General features: G+C 55.5%; 25 protein-coding genes and 2 pseudogenes. 10 read left to right on the forward strand and 17 right to left on the reverse strand.

The genetic code is table 11. The features are described 5' to 3' along the window. Positions 1 to 131: 131 nt before the first annotated feature. The 3 genes from A0V43_RS12160 to A0V43_RS12170 form a co-directional block, all read right to left on the reverse strand. Positions 132 to 1,082 (reverse strand): Rpn family recombination-promoting nuclease/putative transposase, encoded by a 951-nt coding sequence (locus A0V43_RS12160; protein WP_063193184.1) that lies wholly within the window; start codon positions 1,080 to 1,082, stop codon positions 132 to 134. A gap of 278 nt (positions 1,083 to 1,360) precedes the next feature. Further along, positions 1,361 to 1,603, reverse strand: a complete 243-nt coding sequence (locus tag A0V43_RS12165; RefSeq protein ID WP_015375661.1) for a DUF2584 domain-containing protein — start codon at positions 1,601 to 1,603, stop codon at positions 1,361 to 1,363. A 92-nt stretch (positions 1,604 to 1,695) separates the two neighbouring features. Further along, a complete protein-coding gene (locus A0V43_RS12170) occupies positions 1,696 to 2,484 on the reverse strand; it encodes an alpha/beta hydrolase family protein (protein WP_063193185.1) in 789 nt (262 codons plus the stop codon). 291 nt (positions 2,485 to 2,775) lie between these two features. Here A0V43_RS12170 and A0V43_RS12175 point away from each other — a divergent pair, with 291 nt between their 5' ends. The 3 genes from A0V43_RS12175 to A0V43_RS12185 are packed head-to-tail and all read left to right on the forward strand — an operon-like array spanning position 2,776 to position 5,383. After that, positions 2,776 to 3,780, forward strand: coding sequence for an ABC transporter substrate-binding protein (locus tag A0V43_RS12175; protein WP_063193186.1), 1,005 nt, complete (start codon positions 2,776 to 2,778; stop codon positions 3,778 to 3,780). A gap of 18 nt (positions 3,781 to 3,798) precedes the next feature. Beyond that, a complete protein-coding gene (locus A0V43_RS12180; RefSeq protein WP_063193187.1) occupies positions 3,799 to 4,590 on the forward strand; it encodes an ABC transporter ATP-binding protein in 792 nt (263 codons plus the stop codon). Then, entirely contained in the window at positions 4,574 to 5,383 is an 810-nt protein-coding gene (locus A0V43_RS12185; RefSeq protein ID WP_063193188.1) for an ABC transporter permease, read from the forward strand. Before A0V43_RS12180 ends, A0V43_RS12185 begins: the two co-directional genes overlap by 17 nt. A 123-nt stretch (positions 5,384 to 5,506) precedes the next feature. Here the strand turns inward: A0V43_RS12185 and ytkD are convergent, their stop codons facing one another. The 4 genes from ytkD to A0V43_RS12205 form a co-directional block, all read right to left on the reverse strand. Then, entirely contained in the window at positions 5,507 to 5,998 is a 492-nt protein-coding gene (gene ytkD / locus A0V43_RS12190; protein ID WP_063193189.1) for an RNA deprotection pyrophosphohydrolase, read from the reverse strand. 58 nt (positions 5,999 to 6,056) lie between these two features. Beyond that, the gene (locus tag A0V43_RS12195) at positions 6,057 to 6,389 is read right to left on the reverse strand and encodes a hypothetical protein (protein WP_041470577.1); all 333 of its coding nucleotides are present in this window, start codon (positions 6,387 to 6,389) and stop codon (positions 6,057 to 6,059) included. Positions 6,390 to 6,450: 61 nt separating this feature from the next. Next, on the reverse strand, positions 6,451 to 6,846 hold the full coding sequence (locus A0V43_RS12200; RefSeq protein WP_011232332.1) for a phage holin family protein: 396 nt from the start codon (positions 6,844 to 6,846) through the stop codon (positions 6,451 to 6,453). A gap of 150 nt (positions 6,847 to 6,996) precedes the next feature. Next, positions 6,997 to 7,437, reverse strand: coding sequence for a Dps family protein (locus A0V43_RS12205; RefSeq protein ID WP_063193190.1), 441 nt, complete (start codon positions 7,435 to 7,437; stop codon positions 6,997 to 6,999). Between the two features lie 150 nt (positions 7,438 to 7,587). Here A0V43_RS12205 and ytzI point away from each other — a divergent pair, with 150 nt between their 5' ends. Further along, positions 7,588 to 7,749 (forward strand): YtzI protein, encoded by a 162-nt coding sequence (gene ytzI / locus A0V43_RS19165; protein ID WP_128578025.1) that lies wholly within the window; start codon positions 7,588 to 7,590, stop codon positions 7,747 to 7,749. A gap of 22 nt (positions 7,750 to 7,771) precedes the next feature. Here the strand turns inward: ytzI and A0V43_RS12210 are convergent, their stop codons facing one another. Beyond that, on the reverse strand, positions 7,772 to 8,248 hold the full coding sequence (locus A0V43_RS12210) for an S-ribosylhomocysteine lyase (RefSeq protein WP_011232335.1): 477 nt from the start codon (positions 8,246 to 8,248) through the stop codon (positions 7,772 to 7,774). Between the two features lie 210 nt (positions 8,249 to 8,458). Between A0V43_RS12210 and yidD the strand changes: the two genes are divergently transcribed. The 4 genes from yidD (at position 8,459) to A0V43_RS12230 (ending at position 12,297) form a co-directional block, all read left to right on the forward strand. Then, positions 8,459 to 8,704, forward strand: coding sequence for a membrane protein insertion efficiency factor YidD (yidD, locus tag A0V43_RS12215; protein ID WP_011232336.1), 246 nt, complete (start codon positions 8,459 to 8,461; stop codon positions 8,702 to 8,704). A gap of 103 nt (positions 8,705 to 8,807) precedes the next feature. Then, complete coding sequence (locus A0V43_RS12220) at positions 8,808 to 9,770, forward strand: metal ABC transporter substrate-binding protein (protein ID WP_063193191.1); 963 nt, start codon at positions 8,808 to 8,810, stop codon at positions 9,768 to 9,770. A 130-nt stretch (positions 9,771 to 9,900) separates the two neighbouring features. Beyond that, positions 9,901 to 11,250 (forward strand): cytochrome ubiquinol oxidase subunit I, encoded by a 1,350-nt coding sequence (locus tag A0V43_RS12225; RefSeq protein WP_063193192.1) that lies wholly within the window; start codon positions 9,901 to 9,903, stop codon positions 11,248 to 11,250. A 15-nt stretch (positions 11,251 to 11,265) separates the two neighbouring features. Then, positions 11,266 to 12,297: a cytochrome d ubiquinol oxidase subunit II gene (locus A0V43_RS12230; RefSeq protein WP_053413947.1), complete on the forward strand. Its 1,032-nt coding sequence runs from the start codon at positions 11,266 to 11,268 to the stop codon at positions 12,295 to 12,297. Between the two features lie 106 nt (positions 12,298 to 12,403). On the opposite strand, the pseudogene A0V43_RS12235 reads toward A0V43_RS12230, so the two are convergent. The 4 genes and pseudogenes from A0V43_RS12235 to A0V43_RS12250 all read right to left on the reverse strand — a co-directional run bounded on the left by A0V43_RS12235 (position 12,404) and on the right by A0V43_RS12250 (position 17,478). After that, a pseudogene (locus A0V43_RS12235) lies at positions 12,404 to 14,361 on the reverse strand (beta-propeller fold lactonase family protein). Positions 14,362 to 14,457: 96 nt separating this feature from the next. Next, positions 14,458 to 16,535, reverse strand: a pseudogene (locus tag A0V43_RS12240) (hypothetical protein). 145 nt (positions 16,536 to 16,680) lie between these two features. Continuing rightward, positions 16,681 to 17,169, reverse strand: coding sequence for a hypothetical protein (locus A0V43_RS12245; RefSeq protein WP_015375672.1), 489 nt, complete (start codon positions 17,167 to 17,169; stop codon positions 16,681 to 16,683). A gap of 18 nt (positions 17,170 to 17,187) precedes the next feature. Next, a complete protein-coding gene (locus A0V43_RS12250; RefSeq protein WP_063193193.1) occupies positions 17,188 to 17,478 on the reverse strand; it encodes a DUF2325 domain-containing protein in 291 nt (96 codons plus the stop codon). A 325-nt stretch (positions 17,479 to 17,803) separates the two neighbouring features. On the opposite strand from A0V43_RS12250, the gene A0V43_RS19170 reads away from it, so the two are divergent. Together A0V43_RS19170 and A0V43_RS12255 are read left to right on the forward strand one after the other, a co-directional pair. Further along, positions 17,804 to 17,965 carry a DUF1540 domain-containing protein gene (locus tag A0V43_RS19170; RefSeq protein ID WP_015375674.1) on the forward strand — a complete coding sequence of 54 codons (162 nt, stop codon included), beginning with the start codon at positions 17,804 to 17,806 and terminating at the stop codon, positions 17,963 to 17,965. A 64-nt stretch (positions 17,966 to 18,029) separates the two neighbouring features. Next, positions 18,030 to 18,227 (forward strand): hypothetical protein, encoded by a 198-nt coding sequence (locus A0V43_RS12255; RefSeq protein ID WP_015731616.1) that lies wholly within the window; start codon positions 18,030 to 18,032, stop codon positions 18,225 to 18,227. A 306-nt stretch (positions 18,228 to 18,533) separates the two neighbouring features. Here A0V43_RS12255 and A0V43_RS12260 read toward each other — a convergent pair whose 3' ends face one another. The 5 genes from A0V43_RS12260 to A0V43_RS12280 all read right to left on the reverse strand — a co-directional run bounded on the left by A0V43_RS12260 (position 18,534) and on the right by A0V43_RS12280 (position 24,857). Then, positions 18,534 to 20,006: an o-succinylbenzoate--CoA ligase gene (locus tag A0V43_RS12260; protein WP_063193194.1), complete on the reverse strand. Its 1,473-nt coding sequence runs from the start codon at positions 20,004 to 20,006 to the stop codon at positions 18,534 to 18,536. A 105-nt stretch (positions 20,007 to 20,111) separates the two neighbouring features. Continuing rightward, positions 20,112 to 20,930 (reverse strand): 1,4-dihydroxy-2-naphthoyl-CoA synthase, encoded by an 819-nt coding sequence (menB, locus tag A0V43_RS12265; protein WP_011232345.1) that lies wholly within the window; start codon positions 20,928 to 20,930, stop codon positions 20,112 to 20,114. Next, positions 20,931 to 21,743, reverse strand: coding sequence for a 2-succinyl-6-hydroxy-2,4-cyclohexadiene-1-carboxylate synthase (gene menH / locus A0V43_RS12270; RefSeq protein WP_063193195.1), 813 nt, complete (start codon positions 21,741 to 21,743; stop codon positions 20,931 to 20,933). Between the two features lie 11 nt (positions 21,744 to 21,754). Continuing rightward, entirely contained in the window at positions 21,755 to 23,488 is a 1,734-nt protein-coding gene (menD, locus tag A0V43_RS12275; RefSeq protein ID WP_063193196.1) for a 2-succinyl-5-enolpyruvyl-6-hydroxy-3-cyclohexene-1-carboxylic-acid synthase, read from the reverse strand. Continuing rightward, a complete protein-coding gene (locus A0V43_RS12280) occupies positions 23,481 to 24,857 on the reverse strand; it encodes an isochorismate synthase (RefSeq protein ID WP_063193197.1) in 1,377 nt (458 codons plus the stop codon). The genes menD and A0V43_RS12280 overlap by 8 nt, the downstream gene beginning before the upstream one ends. Between the last annotated feature and the right edge of the window lie 56 nt (positions 24,858 to 24,913).

Raw genomic sequence — 24,913 nt, forward strand, 5'->3', positions numbered from 1 at the left:
GAACGTCGCCGACAAATTCTGTCAATAGACTTTACCCTCGATGGCCGTAAGGTTCGAACACATAAAATGATTGTCGTCGATCCCCCGGGGTTTTGGCACGATTGGGGGTCGACGACAATGCGAAGGCGGGTTTACTTCTTCAGCTGTTCAATCTTTTCCGCCGGCAACCCGGTCAGCTCGTGGATCGTGTCGACATCGTACCCTTTCGCCAACATTTTCTTCGCGATGTCGATTTTCCCTTCCTCGATCCCTTTTTGGCGTCCCTGTTCAATCCCTTGCTTCATCCCTTGCTTTATTCCTTGTTTCAACCCTTGTTCGATTCCTTGTTTGACTCCTTGTTGAATGCCTTTCTCGATTCCTCGCTGTTCGTATGAGATGATGAGCTCCATCACTTGTTTCGCTTCCTTCGTCTCCATTTGGCTCACCTCGTTTCGCAGTTGGATTTCCTCCGCTTCGGACAACCGCAAATACGTTTCAAAAAAACCGAACAACAGCCGCTGTTTCGCCTCATCGAGCTCAAGGCGGACGAGCATGCGCAAAAATTCCTTTTTCACGTCGACTTTCTCCTCTTCATTATACCCCATTTTGCTTAACAAGGCAGCGGCGACGGGATTGTCATGGCGGATGTACGCGCGCCACGGCAGTTTGCGCAGTTCCACCATCAGAAAGCGGAAGTCAAGAACCGTCAAAAATGGAAATTGAATCATCAATGAGGAAGGTTCGTCGTGGCGTTCGTCGTAGCTGAAAATGGCGATCGGGAGGATGCGGCGGCGGTGTTTTTGAAACAAGCGGCTGAAGTAGAGGAACATTCGCTCGGGGAACGTCCGCTGCTTATAGCTTTGATGTTCGACATGAACGATGACGAGCCCGTCCTCCCCTCTTACCTTTGTTTCGACCAACAAGTCGACGCGGTGCTTTTCCCCAGCTGTCACGTCGGTGAACAGCTCTTCGGAGAGAAAGGAAAGATGATGGACGTCGATGTGCTCGTACACGTCAGGAAAGAAAAGAAGCAAAAAGTCTTCGAAAAACGTCGACAGCAGCTCCTTGAACAACCGGTCGTGATCGATTCGCTTTTTCGCCACGTTTTCCCTCCTTGCGGCATCGAATTCATCGTATGATATTCGCTCTCCGCGGCCAAACTCCTTCTCCTCCCCCTACTTTTTTATGGTATGATCAAACGTCGCACAGGAAGTCCTCAAGCAAAGGCTATTTTTATGCTTGTCTGAATCGGCCTGACGCCACAAGTTAACTATAGACGGAAAAAACTTGAGCCAAGAGCGCAAACCGTTCTTCCGTTTGCGCTCCTGTCCGATGAACCCGTTCAGCTCTCATTCAGCCGCTTCGTGGTGTGCAGCCTCGTTCAATTCGTCGAATACAGGCTGACGAGCTCATACGTCACCGTCGTCCGGCTGTCTTTCCACTCAAGCTTTCTCACGACCGCAACGCCGCTCGCTTCGCTTTGCACCGTCCGGCGCACTTCAAGCGGTACGTCAAGCGGATACAAACGGTACCCTTCTTTTTCCAACACAAACACATTTCCTTGAACGCGCTGTTCCTTTCCTTTTGTCACAATGACCGTCTGCAGCTCCATCGGCATGCCCATATGATTCCAACCTCCTTGGCACCCCATCGATTCGTTGGCGGCCGCGCCGCCACCCGAGCGGCGCGCGCAGCCGCCCCTCTAGTTGTATCGTATCACATTGTCAGCTGTTGTTTCATCCATTCCGTGAGCCTTTGCACCGTCTCGCGATTGGCTGGCGGCGGAAAATAGTGGGTGAACTCAGGGAAGTACCAAGCCGTGACCGGTTTGCCGAGCTGCTTCAGCCGCCGCTCAAGCCGATAGGCGTGCTCAATCGATACGTTCTCATCGCGCCCGCCGTGGATGATGAGCACCGGGGCTTGGAGCCGCTCGAGATAATAAAGCGGGGTTCGATGCCGGTAGCGCTCCGGGCATTTGTTCGGCGTCCCGCCGATGACGCGCTTCATCATTCGCCGCAAGTCAGGCCGCTCCCAATACGTAAGCTCCAGATCCGCCACCCCGCCCCAGACCGCCACCGAACAGACCCCCTCGGCCATTAGGGCGGCATGGAGCGCCATCGCCCCGCCGCGGGAGAAGCCGAACATGTGAACGCGCCCGGGATGGACGAGCGGATGGCGGCGAAGGAGATAAAACCCAGCGAGCGCGTCATAACGGTCGTCGCCGGCGAAATCTTCGTTTCCTTCTCCGCCCCCATTGCCGCGGTAAAGCGGAGCGAAGACGACAAACCCTTGCGAAGCGAATTGGACAAGGCGCGGCACTCGCACCTGCCCCACATTTTTAATCCCGCCGCGCAAATACAAGAAGCCGTCATACACCTTATTTTGTTTCGGCGCCGCTAAAAATCCTTTCACCTTCAGTCCTTGGGACATATAGGTGACAAAGAACACATCGATTCCCGGATGTGGCGACGGAAACAGGTATTGGTCGATGATGTCCCCGTCCATACGCCTGCCTCCTTCCTATGCGAAAACAGATGATGCGAACCACCCGTCATCATCCCCCAACGCCTTCTTTCATTAGGACAAGTGGGGATGTCCGACTGCCTTGCCGCTCTTGCATGCCGCCCTTGGAAGAGCATCAACTTGAAAAAGCCCTCGAGCGCGAGGAACGGCCCGACCGCCACCTGTTCTCGGCCGACCGCCTATTTTTTCTAGGCATTCACACATTTTTCCCTCCTGCATACGATAAGGTGAAACCAATGTTCACCGCACGTGGACGAAAAGGGGGTAAGCCGCATGAAAAAATGGATCGCATGGTTGTGTTCGCTTCTTCTCCTTTTGCCGCTCGCTGCCTGCAGCAACGGCGCCGATCAAGGAGAAAAGCCGCTTGAAAAAGTTCGCCTCGCCGAAGTGACGCGTTCGATTTTTTACGCGCCGCAGTATGTCGCCTTGGCGAAAGGGTTCTTCAAGGAAGAAGGGCTCGATGTCGAGCTGACGACGACATGGGGCGGCGACAAAACGATGACGACGCTGCTGTCTGGCGGCGCGGACATCGCGTTGGTCGGTTCGGAAACATCCATTTATGTGTATGCACAAGGGTCAGACGATCCGGTCATCAATTTCGCGCAGCTCACGCAAACCGACGGCACGTTTCTCGTCTCCCGCAAAAAAATCGACCACTTTACGTGGGAGATGCTGAAAGGGAGCACGTTCCTCGGCCAACGAAAAGGCGGCATGCCGCAAATGGTCGGCGAGTTTGTGCTGAAAAAGCACGGCATTGACCCGCATCAAGATTTGAAGCTGATCCAAAACGTCGATTTCGCCAACATCGCCAACGCCTTTGCGAGCGGGACGGGCGATTTCGTCCAGCTGTTTGAACCGACGGCGAGCATTTTTGAACAAGAAGGAAAAGGCTACATCGTCGCTTCATTCGGCACCGAGTCCGGACGCGTGCCGTACACGTCGTATATGGCGAAACGAAGCTACATGAACGAAAACAAAGACGTGATCGAAAAATTTACACGCGCGATTTACAAAGCGCAGCAATGGGTCGACTCGCACAGCGCCGCCGAGATCGCGAAAGCTATTCAGCCGTATTTCAAAGACACCGATTTGGCTTTGATCGAAAAAGTCGTCGACCGGTACAAAAGCCAAAGCACGTACGCGACCGACCCGATTTTGGATGAAGAAGAATGGAACCACTTGCAAGACATTATGGCCGAAGCCGGCGAGCTGCCGAAGCGCATCCACGTTGACACGCTTGTTGATTCGTCGTTTGCCAAAAGCGCGATGAACAAGTGACGAAAGCGGGTGAACGAAATGTTTCTTGTCATCGACCGCCTCTCGCACACGTATTTGACAAAAACGACCGCTGTCACTGCACTCGATGATGTGTCGCTGTCCGTCGAGAAAGGGGAGTTCGTCTCCTTTCTCGGCCCTAGCGGCTGCGGCAAAACGACGCTGCTTTCGATCATCGCCGGATTGATCGAACCAACGGAAGGGGCGGTGCTCATAGAAGACGAACCGCTCTGGTCGGGCGGATCGGACGCCCAAACGGCGCGGCGTGCGGTCGGCTACATGCTTCAGCAAGACTACCTATTCCCTTGGAAAACGATCGAGGAAAACATCCTTCTCGGCTTAAAAATGACTAGAACGCTAACTGCTCAAACCAAAGAACGGGCGCTCGCTCTGCTGGCGGAGATCGGCCTAGCCGGCGTCGAGTCGTATTACCCGAGCCAGCTGTCCGGCGGCATGCGCCAGCGTGCGGCGCTCGTGCGCACGTTAGCGACCGACCCGAAGCTGCTTTTGCTTGATGAACCGTTTTCCGCCCTCGATCAACAAACAAAGCTGAAACTGGAAGAACTCGTTTGGAAGACGTTAAAACAATACGAAAAAACAGCGGTGCTCGTCACCCATGACATCGAAGAAGCCATCGCCATGAGCGATCGCATTTTCTTGTTTTCACCGCGCCCTGGGCGCCTTGTGCGGACGTTTGTCATCCCGGATGAACTGCGCGGCCGCCCGCCGCTTGCCGCCCGCCAGCATCCGGCGTTTTCGCCATTGTTCCAATCCATTTGGAAGGAGATGGAGGCCCTTGAATCAAGCTCCTGACCGCATCCAGTCGCTGCACCGTGAGTACCTCGCCGCGTTGCGCAAAGAACGGCGGGTGATCCGCCTTTGGCAGGCGGCGCTGCTTGTCGCCTTTTTCGCCGTCTGGGAAGCGGCGAGCCGCTTTCATTGGGTCGATCCGCTCTTGTTCAGCTCACCGTCGGCCATCATCAGGCTGTTTATCGAAAAACTCAGCGATCATTCGCTGTTTGTCCACACATGGGCGACATTGTTTGAAACGTTGCTCGGGTTTTTCATCGGCACCGTCGGCGGAGCGCTCATCGGCGCGGTCCTTTGGTGGTTTCCGCGCTTAGCGAAAACGCTCGATCCGTATTTGGTCGTCTTCAACGCCATGCCAAAAGTCGCCCTCGGGCCGATTTTGATCGTCGCTCTCGGACCAGGATTTACGTCCATCATCGCCATGGGCGTCGTCATTTCCATCATCATCACGACGATTGTCGTCTATTCGGCGTTCCAAGAGGTCGATCCGAACTATTTGAAAGTATTGCGAACGTTCGGCGCCACCCGCTGCCAATGCTTTCAAGAGGCGGTGCTGCCGGCGTCGTTCCCGGCGATCATTTCGACGTTGAAAGTGAACGTCGGCCTCGCTTGGGTCGGCGTCATCACCGGCGAGTTTCTCGTCTCGAAACAAGGGCTTGGGTATTTAATCATTTACGGCTTCCAAGTGTTCAACTTCACGCTTGTATTGATGAGCCTGCTCATTGTCGCTTTGTTGTCGACTGTTATGTACCAACTTGTTGCCATCGTCGAGAAAAAATGGGGCAGCCGCCGTTAAGAGACGTTCGTAAACGATCGACGGGCGTCTCTTTTCATTCCTGACGTCGGGCCGGCATCCGCCCATCCCCCTTGGCTTCTTCCTTCATGGAACCGGATGACCAACAAAAGCCGTCTAAAATCATCACCGCTCTCCGCTTCTTTCCCCTCGGCTGATCAGTCCGCGCTGTTTCAACTCGGCAAGCGAAAGCGAAAGGACATCGTCTTTCATGATATAGCTGAACCGTTCATCCGTGCGGATGTCATCCGGCAGCGCCTCAAGCAGCACCGGGCCGTTCGTTTCCAAATACGACCCCCGCTCGACGAGCGCAGTGATGTCGGCAAAATAAATGTTTTTCACGATATCCGGCTCCACTTTATATTGGCCGATGTATTCGAGCCGGCCGACGATTCCCCCCGTTTCTTCCATCACTTCGCGGGCCGCGGCTTCCGCCGCTGTTTCCCCTTCTTCCACCTTGCCGCCGGGAAACTCAAGGCCGCGGCGCGGATGATCCGTCAACAGCCATCGCCCGCCATAGCGGCAAATGACCCATACATGCCCGGGGGAGGGGGAAAACGGATGATCCGCAAAGGCCAGCCGAACGCGATGTCCGTAATAATCGCGAAATTCATGCATCGGACTCTCCCCTTTCCTCTCCCCATTATACAGAAAAACGCCGCTCGACTCGCGGCGTTTACTCTTCTTTTTCGTCCGGGAGAATGCCCATCGAGCGGATGTGCGCTTTCGCTTCGTCGTTGCCGAGCTCATAAATCATTTTGTAAATGTCGACCATCGTCCGGTCGTACGCATCGTTTTCCCGATCATAGTGGTATTGGATGTACGGCACATGGGTGCGCCAAAACGCCTGCCAGTCGGTGGAGTAGTTTTGGTCAAAATACTCGCGCAGGCGTGCGATTTCCTCGTCGGTCGCCTCAATTTGAAAGTCCCACGGCGATGCCGTTTTCAACTGGGAAATTTCCCCGTGCGCCATTGAGACGTAATACGTCTTTTTTTGTTCATCTGCCACCTTCATCCACTCCTTCTTTTGCTCTTTTTGCTTAGTGTGGGGCAATCGGGGAAAACTATGCTCATTTTATTTCATCTTTCAACAGCTCGATCGCCTTGCGCAGCACGGACGGGATCGGAACGCCCGCCCGGCCGGCGTTTTCCACAATCGAGATAAACTCATTGGCGATATAGAAAAAAATGATCGCATCGCGGATGACATGCATGTTCCATCCAATGGCCAAATCGACGAGATGCGATGCCGCCACCAGAATGAAAATCAACAGTTTGCGGATGATGCCGCGAAAGCCGACTTGACTTGATAGCTTGCCTTCAACCGCGCTGGCGGCGATGCCGGTGAGGTAGTCGACAATGACCAAAGCAAGCAAAATCACGACAAATGAGTCCACGCTGCCGACAAACAGCGACAAAAACGAACCGAACAGCGACACGGCAACCATCGGGATCGGCTTGTTCACGCTCCCCCTCCTTGAACATAGGATACGCGTAACTATCGTATGCCCGGAGGGGAGAACGCGGCGCGGCGCATTCCCTAAAAAATCGCCCTTTTTCGACAAAGACAGGACAAAGCAAAAGGCCGTCCCCGGCCTGAGGACAGCCTCCTCTTCTTATCGTCCTAAGAACGATTTCAACATCCAGACGTGTTTTTCTAAGCTGCGATGAATGCCAAGCAGCATATCCCCCGTCGTTTCATCGTTCACTTCATCCGCCAGCTGCATGCCTTCTTTCAATTCGCCGATCATCGTTTCAAAGTCGCCGACAATCGAAGCGACCATTTGCTCCGCCGTTTCCGTCCCGGCTGCTTCTTTGACGGACGCCTGCTTGAGGCAGTCTTTCATCGTCGCCACAGGCTTGCCACCCAAGGCCAACAGCCGCTCGGCCAGTGCGTCAATGTGGGCCGCGGCTTCGTTGTACAGCTCTTCGAATTTTTCATGCAGCGTGAAAAACTGCGGCCCGGTGACATACCAATGATAGTTGTGCAATTTCACGTACAACACAGTCCAGTTGGCGATTTGCTTGTTGACAAGATCGATCAGTCGAGTTGTCATCCTCTCACTCCTCCTCATGGTTCTTGTACCCAGCTGGTTTGTTGATGAAACATGGAAAACGTGTCGATGGATAGCTTGCCCGATTTCACCGGAAATATGAACGCCAGCTCTGCCAGATATGGTATAATAAAAAGAAAAAAGGCGGGCGTCATGATGTACTGGACCTTGATCGTTTGCCTCATCATCGCCGCTGTCGTTCTCGTGCTGGCGGTCGTCACGACGTCCAAAGCGTATGCCTACAAGCATACGGTCGATCCGCACCCGAATGAACACGGCGGCGAACAACAAGCCGACCCGAAGCAGCCGCAGTAGCGGCGCGGGGCTGGCTTGTTCATCAACCAAACACCTTTTTCAACTCTTCTTTCTCTTGCGAAAGCCAAAAGCGCATCAGCTGTTTGGCCGCCTCTAGATCATGCAGCTTCGCTTGGCCGCATTGCCGCTCGGTCGCGGCTGGCACTTCCGTCGCGGCGAGCGCGTCCTTCATGGCTTCTTCCAACAAATCAATGATCTCGTCCACGGTCGGCGAGCCGCTCACGACAAGATAAAACCCGGTTTGGCAACCCATAGGCGAGATGTCGATAATATCGAAATGATCATATTTGGCCGCATGTCGGCGCAGCGTATACGCCAACAGATGTTCGAGCGTATGAATCGCGGCCGGGTCCATCGCTTCTTTGTTCGGCTGGCAAAAGCGAATGTCAAACTTATTGACGACGCCGTCACTGCCGACTTTGTGAACGCCGCAATGCCGAACGTACGGCGCTTTGACCGCGCAATGGTCCAATTCAAAGCTTTCCACCGGTGAAGGCATGTCAATCACTCCTAGTTATTTATTCTCTTTTTTATCATAACCAAAACGAAGAACGTCCTGCATCTTTTTTGCCTCTCGCTTGGCGTCTATGCCCAAAAAGCAAGGTCTGGGCGAGCGCCCCCATTCCGAGCGAACGACAGTCGTTTTGCTTGAACAAAAGAAAGGTTTGTTCTATTGTAATCATGATGATCACAGAAAGGAGAACTGGGCATGGGCCAATGGCTGATTTGGTGCATCCGCTTTTATCAACGCTTCCTTTCTCCGCTCAAGCCGCCGACATGCCGCTTTTATCCGACCTGCTCGAACTATGGCATCGAAGCGATCCGGCGCTTTGGCGCCATAAAAGGGGGATGGCTGACGGCGAAGCGCATTTTGAAATGCCACCCGTTCCATCCGGGCGGTTTTGATCCCGTTCCTGAATCATCAGAACATGCGAAAAGAAACAAAATCACTTAATGGCCTTGCCATTTGCTTTATTTTTTTGTATGATCGATCTTGTAAATCGTAATGATTACGATATAATAAATGCGGACATCTTGATTCCAGAAAGGAGTTCAACATGAGACTAACGTCCATCATTTTGTCTTTCCTTTTGGCGACGAGCGCCTTGCTATACGGCTGTCAATCGAAGCCAGAAACAAAAGAGGGCCAAACATCGAACGATCAGCTAACGATTTATACAACCGTCTATCCGCTTGAAGACTTTACGAAAAAAATCGGCGGCGACGCTGTGAACGTCAAAAGCGTTTACCCGCCGGGAGTGGAAGCCCATACGTTCGAACCGACAACCAAAACCGTGCAGCAGATTGCCGATGCGGACGCCTTCATTTACATTGGCCACGGGATGGAACCGTTCGCCGAAAAACTGCAGGAAACATTACAAAATGAGCACGTCCGATTTCTCGTTGCTACAAACGGCATCGAATTGCTGGAATCGAACCATGAGCATGGCGACAAATCAAAAGACGAACATGAGGAAGAACATGGCCATGAACACGGAGACAAAGATCCTCACGTATGGCTTGACCCCATCCGCTCCATTGCGATCGCCAAGAACATCCGCGATTTGCTGATTGAACTGAAACCGGAAAAAAAAGACCTGTTTATGCAAAACTTTGAAACGTTAAAGATGAAACTCGAGCGCCTTGACGGGCAATTCCGTTCAACAGTGGAGAAAGCTCCTAGAAAAGAGATACTCGTTTCCCATCAAGCCTACGGATATTGGGAAGACCGCTACGGAATCAAACAGCTGAGCGTTTCGGGGCTTTCTCCGAGCAACGAACCATCGCAAAAAGAGTTGACTCAGCTCATCCAGACAGCCAAACAGCATCACATCCGCTATGTCATTTTCGAACAAAATGTTCATCCCAAAACGGCGGAAGTGATTCAGAACGAAATCGGCGCCAAGCCGCTCCGTCTGCATAACTTGGAATCGCTGACCGATGAAGATCGAAAAGCCCACAAAGATTACTTTTCCCTTATGGCCGAGAATCTCCGCGTACTGCAAAAAGCCCTTCATTGAAATACAACCGCCTGCCTCTTTCGATTGAGGCAGGCGGTTTCGTTTTCCTTCCAGACCATCCTTCCCTAAAATAAGGAATAATCAAAGAAAAAATGGAAAACCATAAGAAAAAAGAAAGGGATGTTGTGAAATGGATGACGTGATCATTGCCCGCAGTTTATTCGGGACGACAATGGCGTTTCATATCATTTTCGCCACACTTGGAGTCGGAATCCCGATCATGATTTTGCTGGCGGAACTTTTATACCAAAAGACAAAAGATTATGATTATGCCGTCATGGCAAAACGCTGGACGAAGGGGTTGGCCGTATTGCTTGGAGTGGCCATTCCGTCAGGCACCATCGCTGGGGTGCAGTTGTCGCTCCTATGGCCGGGCTTTATGGAAGTGATCGGAAAAGTGATGTCCCTCCCGTTTCAAATTGAAATTTACGCCTTTTTTATTGAAGCGTTGTTTATGTCCATTTATGTGTACGCCGCTGACCGCATCTCTCCGTTGATGCGGATTGTGAGCGTGTTTTTTGTCGCTCTTGGCGCCAGCGCTTCCGCCATTTTAATTACCAACGTGCACGCTTTTGAAGGCACGCCGGCGGGATTTCGGATCGAAAACGGCGAAATCGTGGATGTCGACCCATGGGCGGCCTTTTTCAATCCAAGCTTTTTCGTCACGGCCGGACATGTCGTCCTGTCCGCCTATATGACCGGAGCCTTTGTGTTGGCATCAATCGCCGCTTACCAGCTGTTGCGCGCCTCCCAAAACGAGCAAGTGCGGCGTTTTCACCAAAAAGCGCTCAAGCTCTCGTTGACGGTCGGCGGCGTATTCTCGCTGTTGACCGCCATCAACGGGCATGAATCGGCCCAACTCCTTCATCAATACCAGCCGGAAAAACTAGCGGCGGCCGAAGGGCTGTTTGAAACCCAATCCCATGCCCCGTTAGCCATCGGCGGATTTACCGATGCAAAAACGCAATCCGTAAAGTGGGCCATTGAAATTCCGTGGGCGCTCAGCTTTTTGGCCGGCAACCGTTTCGACACCGTCGTCAAAGGGCTGAACGATTTTCCGAAAGAATGGTGGCCGCCGCTGTTTGTCCATACGCTATTTAACGCCATGGTGGGCATCGGCGTGCTTCTCCTGTTCCTGTCGGCGGCCGCGCTGGTCTGGCAGAAATGGCGGAAGCGGCCTGCCTTTCCGCGCTGGCTCCTATATAGTTTTGTCGCCGCCGGGCCGCTTTCCATGATCGGCATTGAATGCGGCTGGATTTTTGCCTGCACCGGAAGGCAGCCATGGGTCATTTACCGGATGATGAAAACGGAAGAAGCCGTCACGCAAACAGGAAATTTAGCGGTCTGGTTTGCTTTGTTTGTGGCGATTTACATCCTATTGAGCATCGCCGTGGCGCTCGTGCTTCGCTATTATTTCCGCCGCCATCCGGTGGCGGACGAGCTGCGCAAACCGCCCAATGAAGGCACGCTGCCCGTCTAGAAAGGAGAACGATTCATGACCAATGAGCTGATTGCCATTACCGTGCTATGGGGGTTTATTTTCATTTATGCCGTCATGGCGACGATGGACTTTGGCGCCGGTTTTTGGTCGATGGTCTATATCCATCGCGAAAAAGCGAATGCCACCAAGATTGCGAACCGCTATTTATCGCCCACCTGGGAGGTGACCAATGTCTTTATCGTCGCGATTGTGGTCGCCTTGTTCAGTTTTTTTCCCGGCGCCGCCTTCCTGCTTGGGACGGTGCTTCTTGTCCCCGGCAGCATCATTTTGATCTTGCTCGCGGTCCGCAGCGCCTTTCTCGTGTTTGCCCACGTCGCCAAAGAATATGAAAAAGCGCTCACCTATATTTCCGGCATCACCGGGATCATCATCCCGGCCTTGCTCATTAGCGTGCTGCCCATTACGCATGGAGAATTCATCGACATCCGCAAGGGCGTCCCGACTCTCGATTTGGAGCGCTTCTTTACAAGCCCCCATGCCTATTCCTTCATGGGCTTTGCGATTTCGAGCACGCTGTTTCTGTCTTCTCTCTTATTGGCGGATTACTCTCTTGAAGCAGGAGACCGTGAAGCCTACCGCCTGTATCGGCGCGACGCTTGGATCACGGGGCCCCTCTCGTTGTTGATGGCGGGGGGCATGATGCTGACGATGCGCTACGAAGCCAAATGGCTGTATGACAGGATGATGGAGTATTGGCCGTGGCTGATCGGTTCGGTGGCGATGTTCGCCGCCGCGGGCATCGCCCTTCTCTTGCCGTCTTCTCGGCACCCTCATGTCAGAGGGAGGCCTCGGCTCGCGGTCATCGCGATTGTCATTCAATATTTTCTGGCTAGTTACGCCTATGGAAAAGCCCATCTGCCCTATATGGTGTATCCGGATGTCACGATCGAGTCGGCCTTTACCCATCCGGATACATTCCGGGCGCTGTTTGCCTCCTACATCGTGGGCTTTCTCATTTTGTTTCCCGGCTTCGTCTATTTCTGGCGTTTGTTTATGCACGATAAGCGCTATGTACGGCCAAAATAACAAGGAAAAAGGTGTCCCCAACACGCGTGGGACACCTTCCTTTATGACGGTGCTATCTTCTGCCCTGCAGAAAGAAAAGCACCCTTTTCCTCACCCATCACTCTCACTATTGCAGCGAGCGGACATAGGCCGCAATGGCCGCAATTTCTCCCGGCGTCAATGTTTGCACTTCTTTCGTCCGATGGCGCCGGATTGCTTCCTCGATCGTTTTCGCGCTGCCGTCATGCAAATACGGGGCTGTCGCCCATACGCCGCGCAGCGTCGGCGTATCCCACTGCTTGGGCGTCCGCGGGTTTGTGAACCGGGCGCGGGCGTCGCCTTTGGAGGCGCGGTCCTTCGGATTGGCCGTGCCGATGTCGTGCAAGTAGGCGGTATTGGCAGTCGTCAATTTCCCGTCCGGTCCGACCGCCTTGACGCTGTCGGTGAAATACTCGCCCCATGGCAGCTTAAGCAATTCCCTTTCCCGTTAAACAGGCGCTCCCCTTCCTTCGCTTCCGCCGTCAAGCTGCCGTTGCGGTTCCGGTACGGGCTTTTCGGCACGGGGAACGAGCGCGGGTCGTTCAAGTAGGCGAGAATGGCGTCAAACATATGCTGGACGTTCGGCGGCAGCGGCTTGGACGGGTCGATCGCCGTCATGCCGCCCATCTCGCCTTGCACGGTATGAATGTAGTCGGTAAAATCGTCGCGCGACCCATCCCACATAAACAGCCCGGTTTTCGTCGCCAAAATATTGCTCGGCACGTTGCGCGGCCCTTTCGCCGTCATGAGCGTCAAGCCGTTGATGTCGCCGTCGCTATGGCACGAAGCGCAGCTCATCCAATTGTTCCCTGTGATGTTGATGGCAAACTCGTCGCTGTTGGCGCTGTAAAAGATCGTTTTTCCTTCACGCACGAGCGGGGAGAGCGAATCTTTCGCAATGAGGCGGATCGTGCCATCTTCCTGCTTCGCTTTCGCATATGGGCTTTTTCCTCCGGTTTTGATCACGGCCAAATCATGGCTCATGGCGTTGTGGACGTAAAGCGTCTTCCCATCCGGCGAAATCGCGATCCCGCGCGGATTGTTGCCGTGGATGCGGCGCAAAATTTGCGTCGCCTTGCCGCCGCGTCGCAAGTCAAAGACGACGAGGTCCTCGCTTCCAGACATGACCGCGTACGCTTTGCCGCCGTCCGGGGAAAACGCCACATCGTACGGATTGGAGACGATGATCGTCTCGTTATGAACATCCGTGACATTGATCGCGGCAAACAGCTCTTTCCGCTCGTCCGGCAACTCAACGTCTTTCGTTGCATCAATGACCGAGATGGCCGGAAAGACCGTTTCCTCAAATTGGATCGGCGTATCGATGTTCGTCAATAAGTGCGGAATATACGCTTTTTTGCCGTCCGAGGCGATGACGATTTGCTCAAGCGTGTTCGGAACGCCTTGGCTCTTTTTTCGATCGGCTTTGTCCGGCGACGGGGCGAGGGCGATTTCCTTGACCGCCCGCCGTTTCTTTGTGTCAATCACGGTGACTTTGGCCGCCAAATATTGCGTCACGTACAGCTTCCTTCCGTCCGCTGTCAGCGCCAGCGCCCGCGGCCGATCGCCCGCTTGGATGTCTTTCGTCCGCTTCCCGCTCTCGGCGTCAAACACCGAGACCGTGCCCGAGCGGTAGTTGGCGACATATACTTCCGCCCCATCCGGACTGGTGACGATGCCGAACGGCTCGATCCCCGTTTTCCAACGGTCGACGACTTTCCGCTTGTCAAGCGACACGACGTCCACTTCATCATCGTACATGCAGGAAACATACAGTGTCCGTCCATCCGGGCTGAGCGCCAGCTGGCGCGGTTCGCGGCCGACGGGAATTTCCGCTTCCTTCGTTTTCGTTTTCGCGTTGATGATTGTCACTGTATCCACATCGATGTTGGCGGTGTAGACATAGCGCCCGTCGCTGCTTACGGCGATGTTGTCGCCGTGCGCCGGGGCATGTCTGACCACTTTCGGCTGCTCATGCCATGCCTTTTCGTCCTGACAACCGGCCAACAGCGCGGCGATCGCCGCGGCGAACCACCATTTTCGCATTTCAATATTCCCCCGTTTTTTCACGAAAATGATAACCATCCTCAATTTTACAAAGAAAAGCGGCGAATCTCAATCGTATTCGCCGCTTTCTTTCTGTTATTTGTTGGCGGATCCAACGTTGACCTTGACCGTCCGCAACACCGGCGCCACGCCGTATGGGCCGCCGGCCGCCTGCACTTGTGGGACATGGTCATGATCGGTGTTGCCCAATTTTTTCCCCTTGATGTACACATCCCCCGTATCCCAAAACTCGCTTGCCTGCATCCCTTCCTGAAGCGTCGGGCCGTCGACGATTCGGTCGTAAAAGTCGACGTAGCGGGAGATGATCGTTTCGCGGTCAAGGGATTTCGCCGTCTCATCCGCTTGGTCGTTGTTCAAGTTTTGCAAGGCCACGCGGAACACCCCGACAACGCGCCGGCGAGCCACGGGGTGTACTTGTCCTCTTTTTCTCCCGTATGGTACACGTGCCATTTTTGATCCCAAAAATGTTTGTTCATTGCCTCATAAACACGGCGCGCCGCATCGCGGTATGCTTCGTCTTTCGTCGCCAAAAATGCCGCCGTCAGCCCGCGGATCGCGCCAAGCTGGGCAAGAAGCGTCGGCTCGTCTTGATCCGGCCCTTGGCCGATCGTATAGCCGTTTTCGACAAGTCCGTCTTTTCGCATCAAGTTGTGCATGATAAAATCCGCTTGCCGGCGGATGAGCTCGAGCGCCCGCTTTCCTTCCGGCGTGCCGAGCCCTTTGGCGCTCTCTCCGCTCGCATAGCCGACAGGCATCCCGTCAATCGCCCGTTCGAAGATGCGGAGCGCTTCCATTGTATAGCCGGCTTGGAACGTATCGACCCGATTTCCTTGCGTTCGCCCGTCATGTTCGGTCACAAACGCGCCCGCTTTTTCATTGAAATGCATGGCATCGATGTTGCGAAACACTTGCAGCAGCACGTCGCGGTTGACGGAATACGGGTCGTCGGCCACGCGGTCGTTCGCCGTCGTCGCGTCAAGGTTTTCCTTTGGCGCGCTTGGGAACGGTTTTCCGTCAAACACGGCCAAAAACGCGGGGTTTTGGTTTTTGTTTTCCGGTCGCTGGTCGGTCATGCCGAAAAACTCCGCCGCCGGCCATAGCATGAGCCATTGGTCCTCAAGCAAGCTGCGGGGATCTTTGACGACCAACTTCGCCGCATCCGGCGCCAGCTCGCTTCCCCCTTCAGCCACTTCCACCGCGTGCGGCAAATAGACGAATCCCCCGCTTGGGTTGTAGCGGCTGCCGGCTGCCTTCGTCAACGCCTGTTGCTTCGCATCATAAAATAAATGGTCACGGATAAAAGCCAGCTTGTTCCATATTTGTTCCGTCAAAATCATCCCTTGCATCCCGTCGGCGGAGCTGACGCCAAGAGCGATGTTCCCGCTTTGATCGTCGTTTGGCGTTTTCGCCTCCACCTCTTCATCGCTGTCTTTTTGATGAAAATTCCCCAAAAAGTCGCCGGCCCAAAGCGCTTGCTTCAAAAAGACGCCGCCGTAAGCCGATGGCGTGAGCACTTTGTCCATTTTTCCGCGATCCCAGCGAAGCGATTGGAAATCGACTTGATAGACGGGAACATATGTACCGTCATCATTTTCCGCATACACGCCCGTGTCAACCTTTTGTGCATAATGCGGATCGCCGCCGGCGTACTCGATGAAGGTTGGGAACATGTTGCGGAAAAGTTCCTCGCGCGGATAGCCGACGCTGTCCGCAAGCTCATAAAAACGGTCGGCGAGCGCCTGATCGGCTGGCTGATGCCGCTGTTCGGCCCGCTGCTTCGCGATCGGGCCGTTGATGAGATGAAGCCCCAGCCCTGACTTTTCCGTCACTTCGTACATCGCCTCTTCGGAATACTCGTATGACTCGATGCCAGCCGTATAGTCGAATTTCGTCGGTTTATCAGGTTTTCTCGCGTCAAGGGTGTCCAAATCAAGCCCGAGCCCTTCAGCGAGCGGTTCGCCCGAAAGTTCAAATTCCGAGTAGGCAAACATATTGCCGGCCGTATCAAAATGATCGTCCGCCACCGGCACGTGCAGGCGCGGCGCTTCCGATGAACGGCCGTTCTCTTTCTCCCCGACGGCGGAACAGCCGGACGCCAAAAGCAGCGAGGCCGCCGCCGACGTGGCCATGACTTTCCAAGGCATGCGTTTCATGGCTTGCTCCTCCATTTTTAAAATAACGATTTTCATTCTCACTAACGTTTATTATACGCCGTCCCTTCCTCTTTGTTCAAGCCAAAATTGATTCGACAACGCTTTGCCTATAAAACGGCGCTTTTCATGCCTGTGGTTCTTCCATTCAAGCCGAAAGCCACTCAACGCGGCGTCCGCCCGTCCATAAAAAGCAGCATTCCAGTTCGTTCGGGCAACATCCGATCGCGTCCCTGCATAAGGACGACGCCGTTTCTTTGCATCGCCGAATGGCTTCCTCTTCCTCGCACCACAGCAGCACACGAACCCGGTCGCGGTAAACGATGTACAACGCTCGATCCGCCTCTTCCCCCAATCCGCCGTCCGCCAACAATAGCGGCTTGCACGCCGCCTCTTCCATCGAACCAAAAAACTGCAGCAAATGATCCGTCACCTTGGCCAACACTAGTGCATAATGCAACGGCGTCGGAAACATCGACAAAGGAAGGAGCGAACGGTGCTGATCAATCAGCCGGAGCAAGCAAAGCGGAGACCGCAGCGAAGGCGCGGTGTCGCAATACGCTTGAATGACGCGACGAAGAAACCGGCGCAGCGCACACGGCCAGACATCCAACGTCTCGTGATGGATAGGCACCATGGCTCGCCTCCTGTTTGTTCATGCATGTTTTTCCAGCTGCTCCAACACGGCGTTGATCGAGCTCCATGACCGTTTCGCAAAATAAATAGGCTTGTCTTTGCTTTTCGCCTTCTCTTTCACTTTCTTCGCCAAATTATGGTTCACGTAATCGATCATGACCAATACGGCATCAACATGGTCAGGGATGCCCCGCCTCACCATATTCACTTTTCTGCCGCTGACATGAATGATCTCACGGAATCCGGAACGCTCCAATTTATCGGTAATATGGCCTAAATGATCCGCTCCAACGACAAGAAGCGATGCCATCATAAAATCCTCCTTTGTTCTCTTCTTTTTTCTCTTTTATTTTAATTGAGAATGATTTTCTATGTCAATTAAAATAAGAAAGATTTTCATCTATTTTTAGGCCATGATGTCCTCTTCAACAGCGGCACGAGGCAAACACCATTTCTGCACGAAGCCCTTCTTTCCATTTGGGACAGCGTGAAGCAACGGGCGCAACGGAAGCTGTCGATTGCCCCTGCCTCCGTTGATCCCAAGCAGGAGTCTTCTCGGTTAGAGATGGATAAAATGCCTGCAAATGCGTCAAACTATAGATGCGGGCGATTTCATCACGACAAGGGGGATGACCATGGCGAAAGATGTTCTTTGCGAAGTGCGCAACTGTCGTTATTGGGCAGAAGGGAATCGCTGCAGCGCTGAAGCCATTTACGTGGTCAGCCATGCCGGAAACATGGCGTCTGATTCCACGGAAACAGACTGCAAAACGTTTGTTCCGGCCCATGAAGCATAATGCGAGACCAACGAGGCGCTGCCCGACCGACCGGGCGGCGCTTGCACGTTGGAGGGGGATGACGATGGACAAACGCGCCAGCCTCATTCAAGCGCTGCAAACGGAAATGAAGCGGGCCGCTTTAGGAACATACCCAGCTTGCATCGACTCCTTCGCCCGTTTGTGGGATTATGAGTTCGGTTCGTTTGATCAGCTCCCACCTGAGATTGAACGGCTCGTCGCCCATCGGGCCGCTGAACTCGGGTGGATGGATGACGTTTGAGGGCCGTCCATTTCGAAACCAACGCCAGATGGAGTAAAAAACATCGTTGGATGGCCATCCCTATGTTTCCATCTGCGCGATGGAAATCGGCCGTGCAAGGGATGACGTTTGACTGCCGTCCTCCAACAGGGGACAAAGCGGATGGATGAAGCTGGATCGCAGCGGTCTAAAAGCAAGGGCTTCGATTCGGCGAACGCCATGCCTCCCGGTCGGAACGCCGCAGGAATGGCAGCGGCAAAAAGGCAGGAAACTCGGCCTAGGCGAGGTCCTGCCTTTTCTGCTTCCGAACATATGTTTCTACTCCTATCAAAATGTTTGTTCCGTTTTTGGAATGAGCCTTTTCAGTTCGCGGCGCAGCAGTTTTTGCGCGGCGTTGCGCGGCAGTTCGTCGACGAAGTAAATGCGGGCCGGCACTTTATATTTCGCCAGCCGCTCGCGGCAAAACGCGCGAAGGGCCGCTTCGTCTGGCGACGCTCCGCGCTTCAGGCGGACGAACGCATACGGCACTTGCCCCCACGTTTCATCCTCGACGCCCGTCACCCCGGCTTCTTCCACATCGGGATGCGACAGCAGCACCGCCTCCACCTCAGCGGGATAGACGTTTTCGCCGCCGGAAATGATCAAGTCAGAACGGCGGTCAAGGACGTACAAAAATCCGTCTTCATCAATATAGCCGATATCGCCGGTAAAAAACCAGCCGCCGCGGATCGCTTGCGCCGTCGCTTCCGGGCGATGCAAGTATCCTTTTGTCACATTCGGCCCTTTGACGACAATTTCTCCCGCTTCATGCGGCGCAGCCGGCTTTTCGTCTTTTAGGATGCAAAGCTCCGCCGGAAAAAGCGGCTTGCCGGCTGAACCGAGCTTCGTCAAACTGTATTCCGGCGCGAGCGTCGCGATTTGCGACGCCGTTTCCGTCATCCCGTATGTCTGGTACACCGGAATGCCTTTTTCTTTGCACGCCTCAAGCAGCGGGCGCGGCGCCGGCCCGCCCCCTAGCAGCATGCAGCGGAACGTATCGGGGTAGCGCGCTTCCCCCAGCTCCGATATCATCCGCTGAAGCATGGCAGCCACGACCGACATGATCGTCACGTCACCGCGCATGATCCATTCGTTCGCTTCCTTCGGGTCGAATGACGTTTGCAGCCGCATCGGCATGCCGTAAATGACGCTGCGCATGGCGATCGACAGGCCGCTGATATGAAACAGCGGCACGGCGGCCAGCCAGCAGTCCCGCTCATGCAAGCCTAAATTGAGCGCCGAACCGACCGCGCTCCACCAATGGTTGCCGTACGTTTGCAAGACGCCTTTCGGAGTGCCGGTCGTCCCGGACGTATACATGATCGTGGCGACTTCCTCCAAATCGCACGTTTCTTTTAAGGAGACGTCCACTTCCGGAAGCGCGGCAACCGCGCCCACAGTCAGAACGCGTCCGTCGCCGTCAAGGCTCCCGGCCAGCTCCTCATCGGCGATGGCAAGCCGCGCGCCGCTGTCGTCAAGCTGCCAGCCGAGCTCATAGGACGTGAGGCGCACGTTTTGCAGCAGGACGCGGGCGCCGAGAAAAAACAACGCATGGATGATCTCGATCATCTCGATGCGATTTTTCATCAGCAAGGCGACAATATCTCCTTCCTTGACGCCTGCTTGAGCGAGGCGCCGCGCCCAGACGGCAGCCGCTTCATACAGCTCGGCAAACGTTTTGGTCCGCCGCCCGTCGCTCACGGCGATTCGCTCCGGGGTTAAAAACGCCCGCTGCTTCAGCCAGTTTGGCATCGTTGTCATCTAGCGTTCCTCCTTTCTTGCCGCTCTCGCCCATCGGCCATCATTCCTCGCTTTGAAAAAGCGGCAAAAAGCAGCTTGATTCTTCATCAAGCTGCTTTATTCCCATCACGGAAAGCGCGGGAATTGGCTGAAGTCCGGCTTCCGTTTTTCTTTGAACGCCCGCATGCCTTCCTTCGCCTCTTCGGTCGTGTAGAAGAGAAGCGTCGCGTCGCCGGCGAGCTGCTGGATGCCGGCCAAGCCATCGGAGTCGGCGTTGAACGCCGCTTTTAAGAAGCGAATGGCCGTCGGGCTTTTTTCCAAAATTTCCTGCGCCCATTTGACCGTTTCTTCTTCAAGCTGCTCAAGCGGCACGACTTTGTTGACCAGCCCCATTTCGAGCGCTTCTTGCGCCGTGTACTGACGGCATAAATACCAAATTTCCCGCGCCTTTTTATGGCCGACGATGCGGGCCAAATAGCCGGCGCCATAGCCGCCGTCAAAGCTTCCCACTTTCGGCCCGGTTTGGCCGAAGATGGCGTTGTCCGCGGCGATCGTCAAATCGCATACGACATGAAGCACATGCCCGCCGCCGATGGCGTAGCCGGCAACCATCGCAATAACCGGCTTCGGAATGACGCGGATGAGCCGCTGCAAATCAAGCACATTGAGGCGCGGAATTTCATCCTCGCCGACATAGCCGCCATGGCCGCGCACTTTTTGGTCCCCGCCCGAGCAAAACGCCTTGCCGCCGGCGCCGGTCAAAATGATGACGCCGATATTCGAATCATCGCGCGCTTTCGTAAACGCATCGATCATCTCGTTCACCGTTTTCGGCCGAAACGCGTTATGTACTTCCGGACGGTTGATCGTAATTTTGGCGATGCCGTTGTACGTTTCGTAAATAATGTCCTCATAGTCGTACTGCTTCACCCATTCAAACGGCATTTACACTTCCCCCTTTGTCATGAATTCACTTACTATTTTAGCAAAAATGCCGGGCTGTTCCACGTGAATTGCATGTCCAGCTTCTTTTACACAGATAATTTCGCTGTTGGGCAGCCGCTCGTGCATTTGGGCAGCGATGCGGCAAAACTTCTCATCGTGCTCCCCGCAAACAAGGAGCACAGGCATGGCAAGTTCGCCAAGCCGCTCCCAAAACGACGGCTGCACGCCGGTCCCCATCCCGCGCAAACTGTTGGCAAGCCCCGTTGCCGTATGGCGGAGCCGCTCGCGGCGAATCGCCGCCCGCACCGAATCCGGAAGCGCCTGCTGAGTGGCAAACAGCGGGATTTTTTCCCAATCATCGACAAAAGCACGGACGCCTTCCGTTTCGATCTTTCGCGCCAACGCCTCATCCGCTTCCCGCCGCGCGCGCCGCTCCTCCTCTGTCTTCAAGCCGGGCGAACTGCTTTCCAGCACTAAGCGGCGAACGCGGTGCGGATGCCAAACGGCGAACGCCAACGCGAGCCGGCCGCCCATCGAGTAGCCGAGCACGTTCACTTGTTCGACGCCCCATTCGTCAAGGAGCGCCGCCAAGTCAGCCGCCGCGTGTTCGATCCGATACCGTCGGGCGTCCTTTGGCGCCTCGGTCCGCCCATGGCCCAACAAGTCGACGGCCATCACACGGAAGTCCGGCCAAAACGGGGCGAGCGGCCGCCACGTGTCCGCGCTGCCCGTAAACCCGTGAAGCAACAGAAGCGGCTCTCCTTCTCCGTATTGTTCCGCATGGTAACAAACCCCATTCACCATCATGGTCATGCCAATCCTCTTCATTCGAGACATTTCGCGATTTCCCGGGCAACCTCGTTCCACAACAATCGATGCATTCGGACATTTTCCGCGCGCGACGTGCGCACTTCAATGACATGAAGCCCGCCTGACGACAGCGATTCCGATACATGGCGGCGGAACTCCGCCCAATTGTGCGGCACCGTATGGCGGCCGCCGTACATCTCGACGGCGTGGGCAAACGACAAATCCGTCGGCGTGCCAAACAGCGTTTCAAACGCCCCTTTATGGCGCGCCTGCGGCAAAAACGAGAAAATGCCGCCGCCGTTGTTGTTCAACAACACAATGGTAGCTGACAACGAATGCATCTTCGCCGCCAACAAGCCATTTAAATCGTGGTAAAACGACAAGTCGCCGATCACCAGCACAAGCGGGTTCGCGGCAACGCTTGCGCCCAAGGCGCTCGAGACGACTCCGTCAATGCCGTTGGCGCCGCGGTTGGCCAAAACGCGAAGCGGCTTGTCCGTCGCAAAGAGAAACGTATCCGCATCGCGAATCGGCATGCTGTTGCCGACAAACAGCGCCGCCCCGGCTGGAAGCAAATCGGCAAGCTCCGTGAACACGTTCCCTTCAAACCATTCTTCTTTCGGCAGATGGCGCTCAAGCGCCGCGCGGGCGATCGCGTTCATCTCGCGCCATATCGCCGACCACGCGCTTTTGTTTTCTTTCGGTTTCGCCCATTCAAGAAGCTGGCGGCAAAGAATCCATTCATCACTCTGAACGAAGCTGTCCGCGGACAACGTCGGATCACGCCAGCCGCCGTCGTCGACAACAATTTGACGAATCGCGCGATGGCGCTTGAGCCATAAAAAGAGCGGCTTCGACACCGGCATGGCGCCGAACCGAAGCACCACATCCGGAACAAGCTTGGAAGCGGCGGTTTCCTCCCGCAATATGGCGTCATAGCTGTCCAGCACGTACGTTTTGTCATGCGTACCGGCGCGCAACTGGGAAAGCGGATCGGCCAAAATCGGAAAATCAAGCGCCCGCGCCAACTCGGTGACCGCCTCGGCAAACCCAGGGCGATCGAGCGGCCCGCAGACGATCAACCCGCGTTCCGCCGCCGATAGCTGCTCATACAGCGCCGATACGCTCTCTTGCGGCAGCGCTGGGCGGCCGCGCCATACTTGCGGCGCTCTCGAAACGGACCGCACCCGCTCCCAAACCGCCTCATCGATATGCGGGACAAGCGGCTCGCGAAACGGCGCGTTCACATGCACAGGCCCGCACGGTGCACCGGCGGCCGTTTGGACGGCTCTTGCCGCCATCGTCCGCGCGTATCGCAGCATATCATCCGCCTCTTCCGGCAGCGCCAAGTCCACAAACCACTTGGCGTAGCGTCCGTATAAGTGCAGCTGATCAATCGCCTGCGGCGCCCCGACATCGCGCAGTTCATGCGGCCGGTCGGCCGTCAGCACCACGAGCGGCACGCGCGAATAGTATGCCTCGACAACCGCAGGCCCATAGTTGGCCGCCGCCGTTCCGGACGTGCATACGAGCGCGACCGGACGCTGCTTCGCTTTCGCCAAGCCGAGGGCGAAAAACGCGGCCGACCGCTCATCGATATTCATATATAGTCGAAGGCCAGGGTGGGCCGTCATCGCCATCGCAAGCGGCGTCGAGCGCGAACCGGGGCTGATCACCGCCTCCGTCACCCCGGCCTGCGCCAATCCGTCCACCAATGCCGCTACATAAACAGACAAGGCATCAGCCATCGTTCATCACTCCCAACGCCGATAACATCGGAGCCATTTTCACATTTGTCTCTTCATATTCGCTGTTTGGGTCGGAATCGGCGACAATGCCGCAACCGGCAAACAGCACGGCTTCCTTCCCGGCGAGCAAGGCGGAGCGAATGGCGACCGCCCATTCCCCATTGCCTTCGCCATCCACCCAGCCGATCGGCGCTGCATACCATCCGCGGTCAAGCGGCTCAAGGGCGCGGATCACCTCCAGCGCCCGATCGCGCGGCGTTCCGCCGAGCGCGGGTGTCGGATGCATCATTTCCACTAAGCGGAGCACCGAGCGCTCGCGGCAGCCACGGCCGACAACCGGAGTGCATAAATGCTGGATGTGCGGCAGCTTGAGCAGCTGCGGCGCGGGCGGCATCTCGACCGTCTCGCAGACGGAAGAAAACAAGCGGCCGATCATTTGCACAACAAACTGATGTTCTTCGTTGTTTTTTCGATCTGCCCGCAGCCAAGCGCCAAGCCGCTCGTCTTCCTCCATAGCGGCCCCGCGGCGCACCGATCCGGCGAGGCAAACCGACCGGCACATTTTCCCTTCTTTTTGGACAAGCTGCTCAGGGGAAGCCCCGATAAAACAGCGGCCGTCCTGTTCAAACGCAAAAATGTAAGCAAACGGCTGCTGCTCGCGAAGCCGCTGGAGTACGGCCGCGGCATCCACCGTTTTGGCAAACGCCAGGCGCCGAGCGCGGGCGAGCACCACCTTGTCCAACGCCCCCACCCGAATCGAGGCGATCGCTTCGCGAACAGCCGCCAACCATCGTTCTTTCTCTTCTTCTTCGTCTGACACAAGGCGCGGAAGTTGCTTTGGAGCGGCCATAGGGCCGCTGATCCGCTCAAGCAAGCGCCCGACCCGCTCCCAGTCCCGTCCTCTTTTGTCCGTTGGGACGGTGACGGTCAACGTCGTTTTGCCGTTTCTTACGGCAAGAAGCGCGGCCGGCGCCACGAGCTTCCCGGCCGGAAAGCCGCGCCACATGTCGGTGCCCGGCCGATAGGGGTCAAACGAAAATCCGCCAAACAATAACGGCGGCGCATCGGCCGCGCCGTATGGCTCCATCTCCTTCTCCCATCGGCGCCGGCCCGCTTCCACGTCATCAAACCGGCTGTCGGCCTTCTCCGTTTCGATCGCATAAACGGAGCCGAGGCCGACCAATATCGTGCCTCCGGTTCGATCCGCCCAAAAAAACCGTTCGCGGAAGCCGCATGACGGCCCTTGCATAAAAAAAGAAACCGGATCAACGCCCTCCCACGGTTCCGTCCAGCTGACAAACGGCCGCCCTGCATTCACCGCCAATCTATGCAATTGTTGCTGCAGGTGATGTCGAAATCCAATCGCCACGTTCCTCACGCTTTCTGTCGTAAAATTCCCCCTCCATCCCCACTTCCCATTATAAT

The organism is Geobacillus sp. JS12, from assembly GCF_001592395.1.
Taxonomy (GTDB): domain Bacteria; phylum Bacillota; class Bacilli; order Bacillales; family Anoxybacillaceae; genus Geobacillus; species Geobacillus zalihae.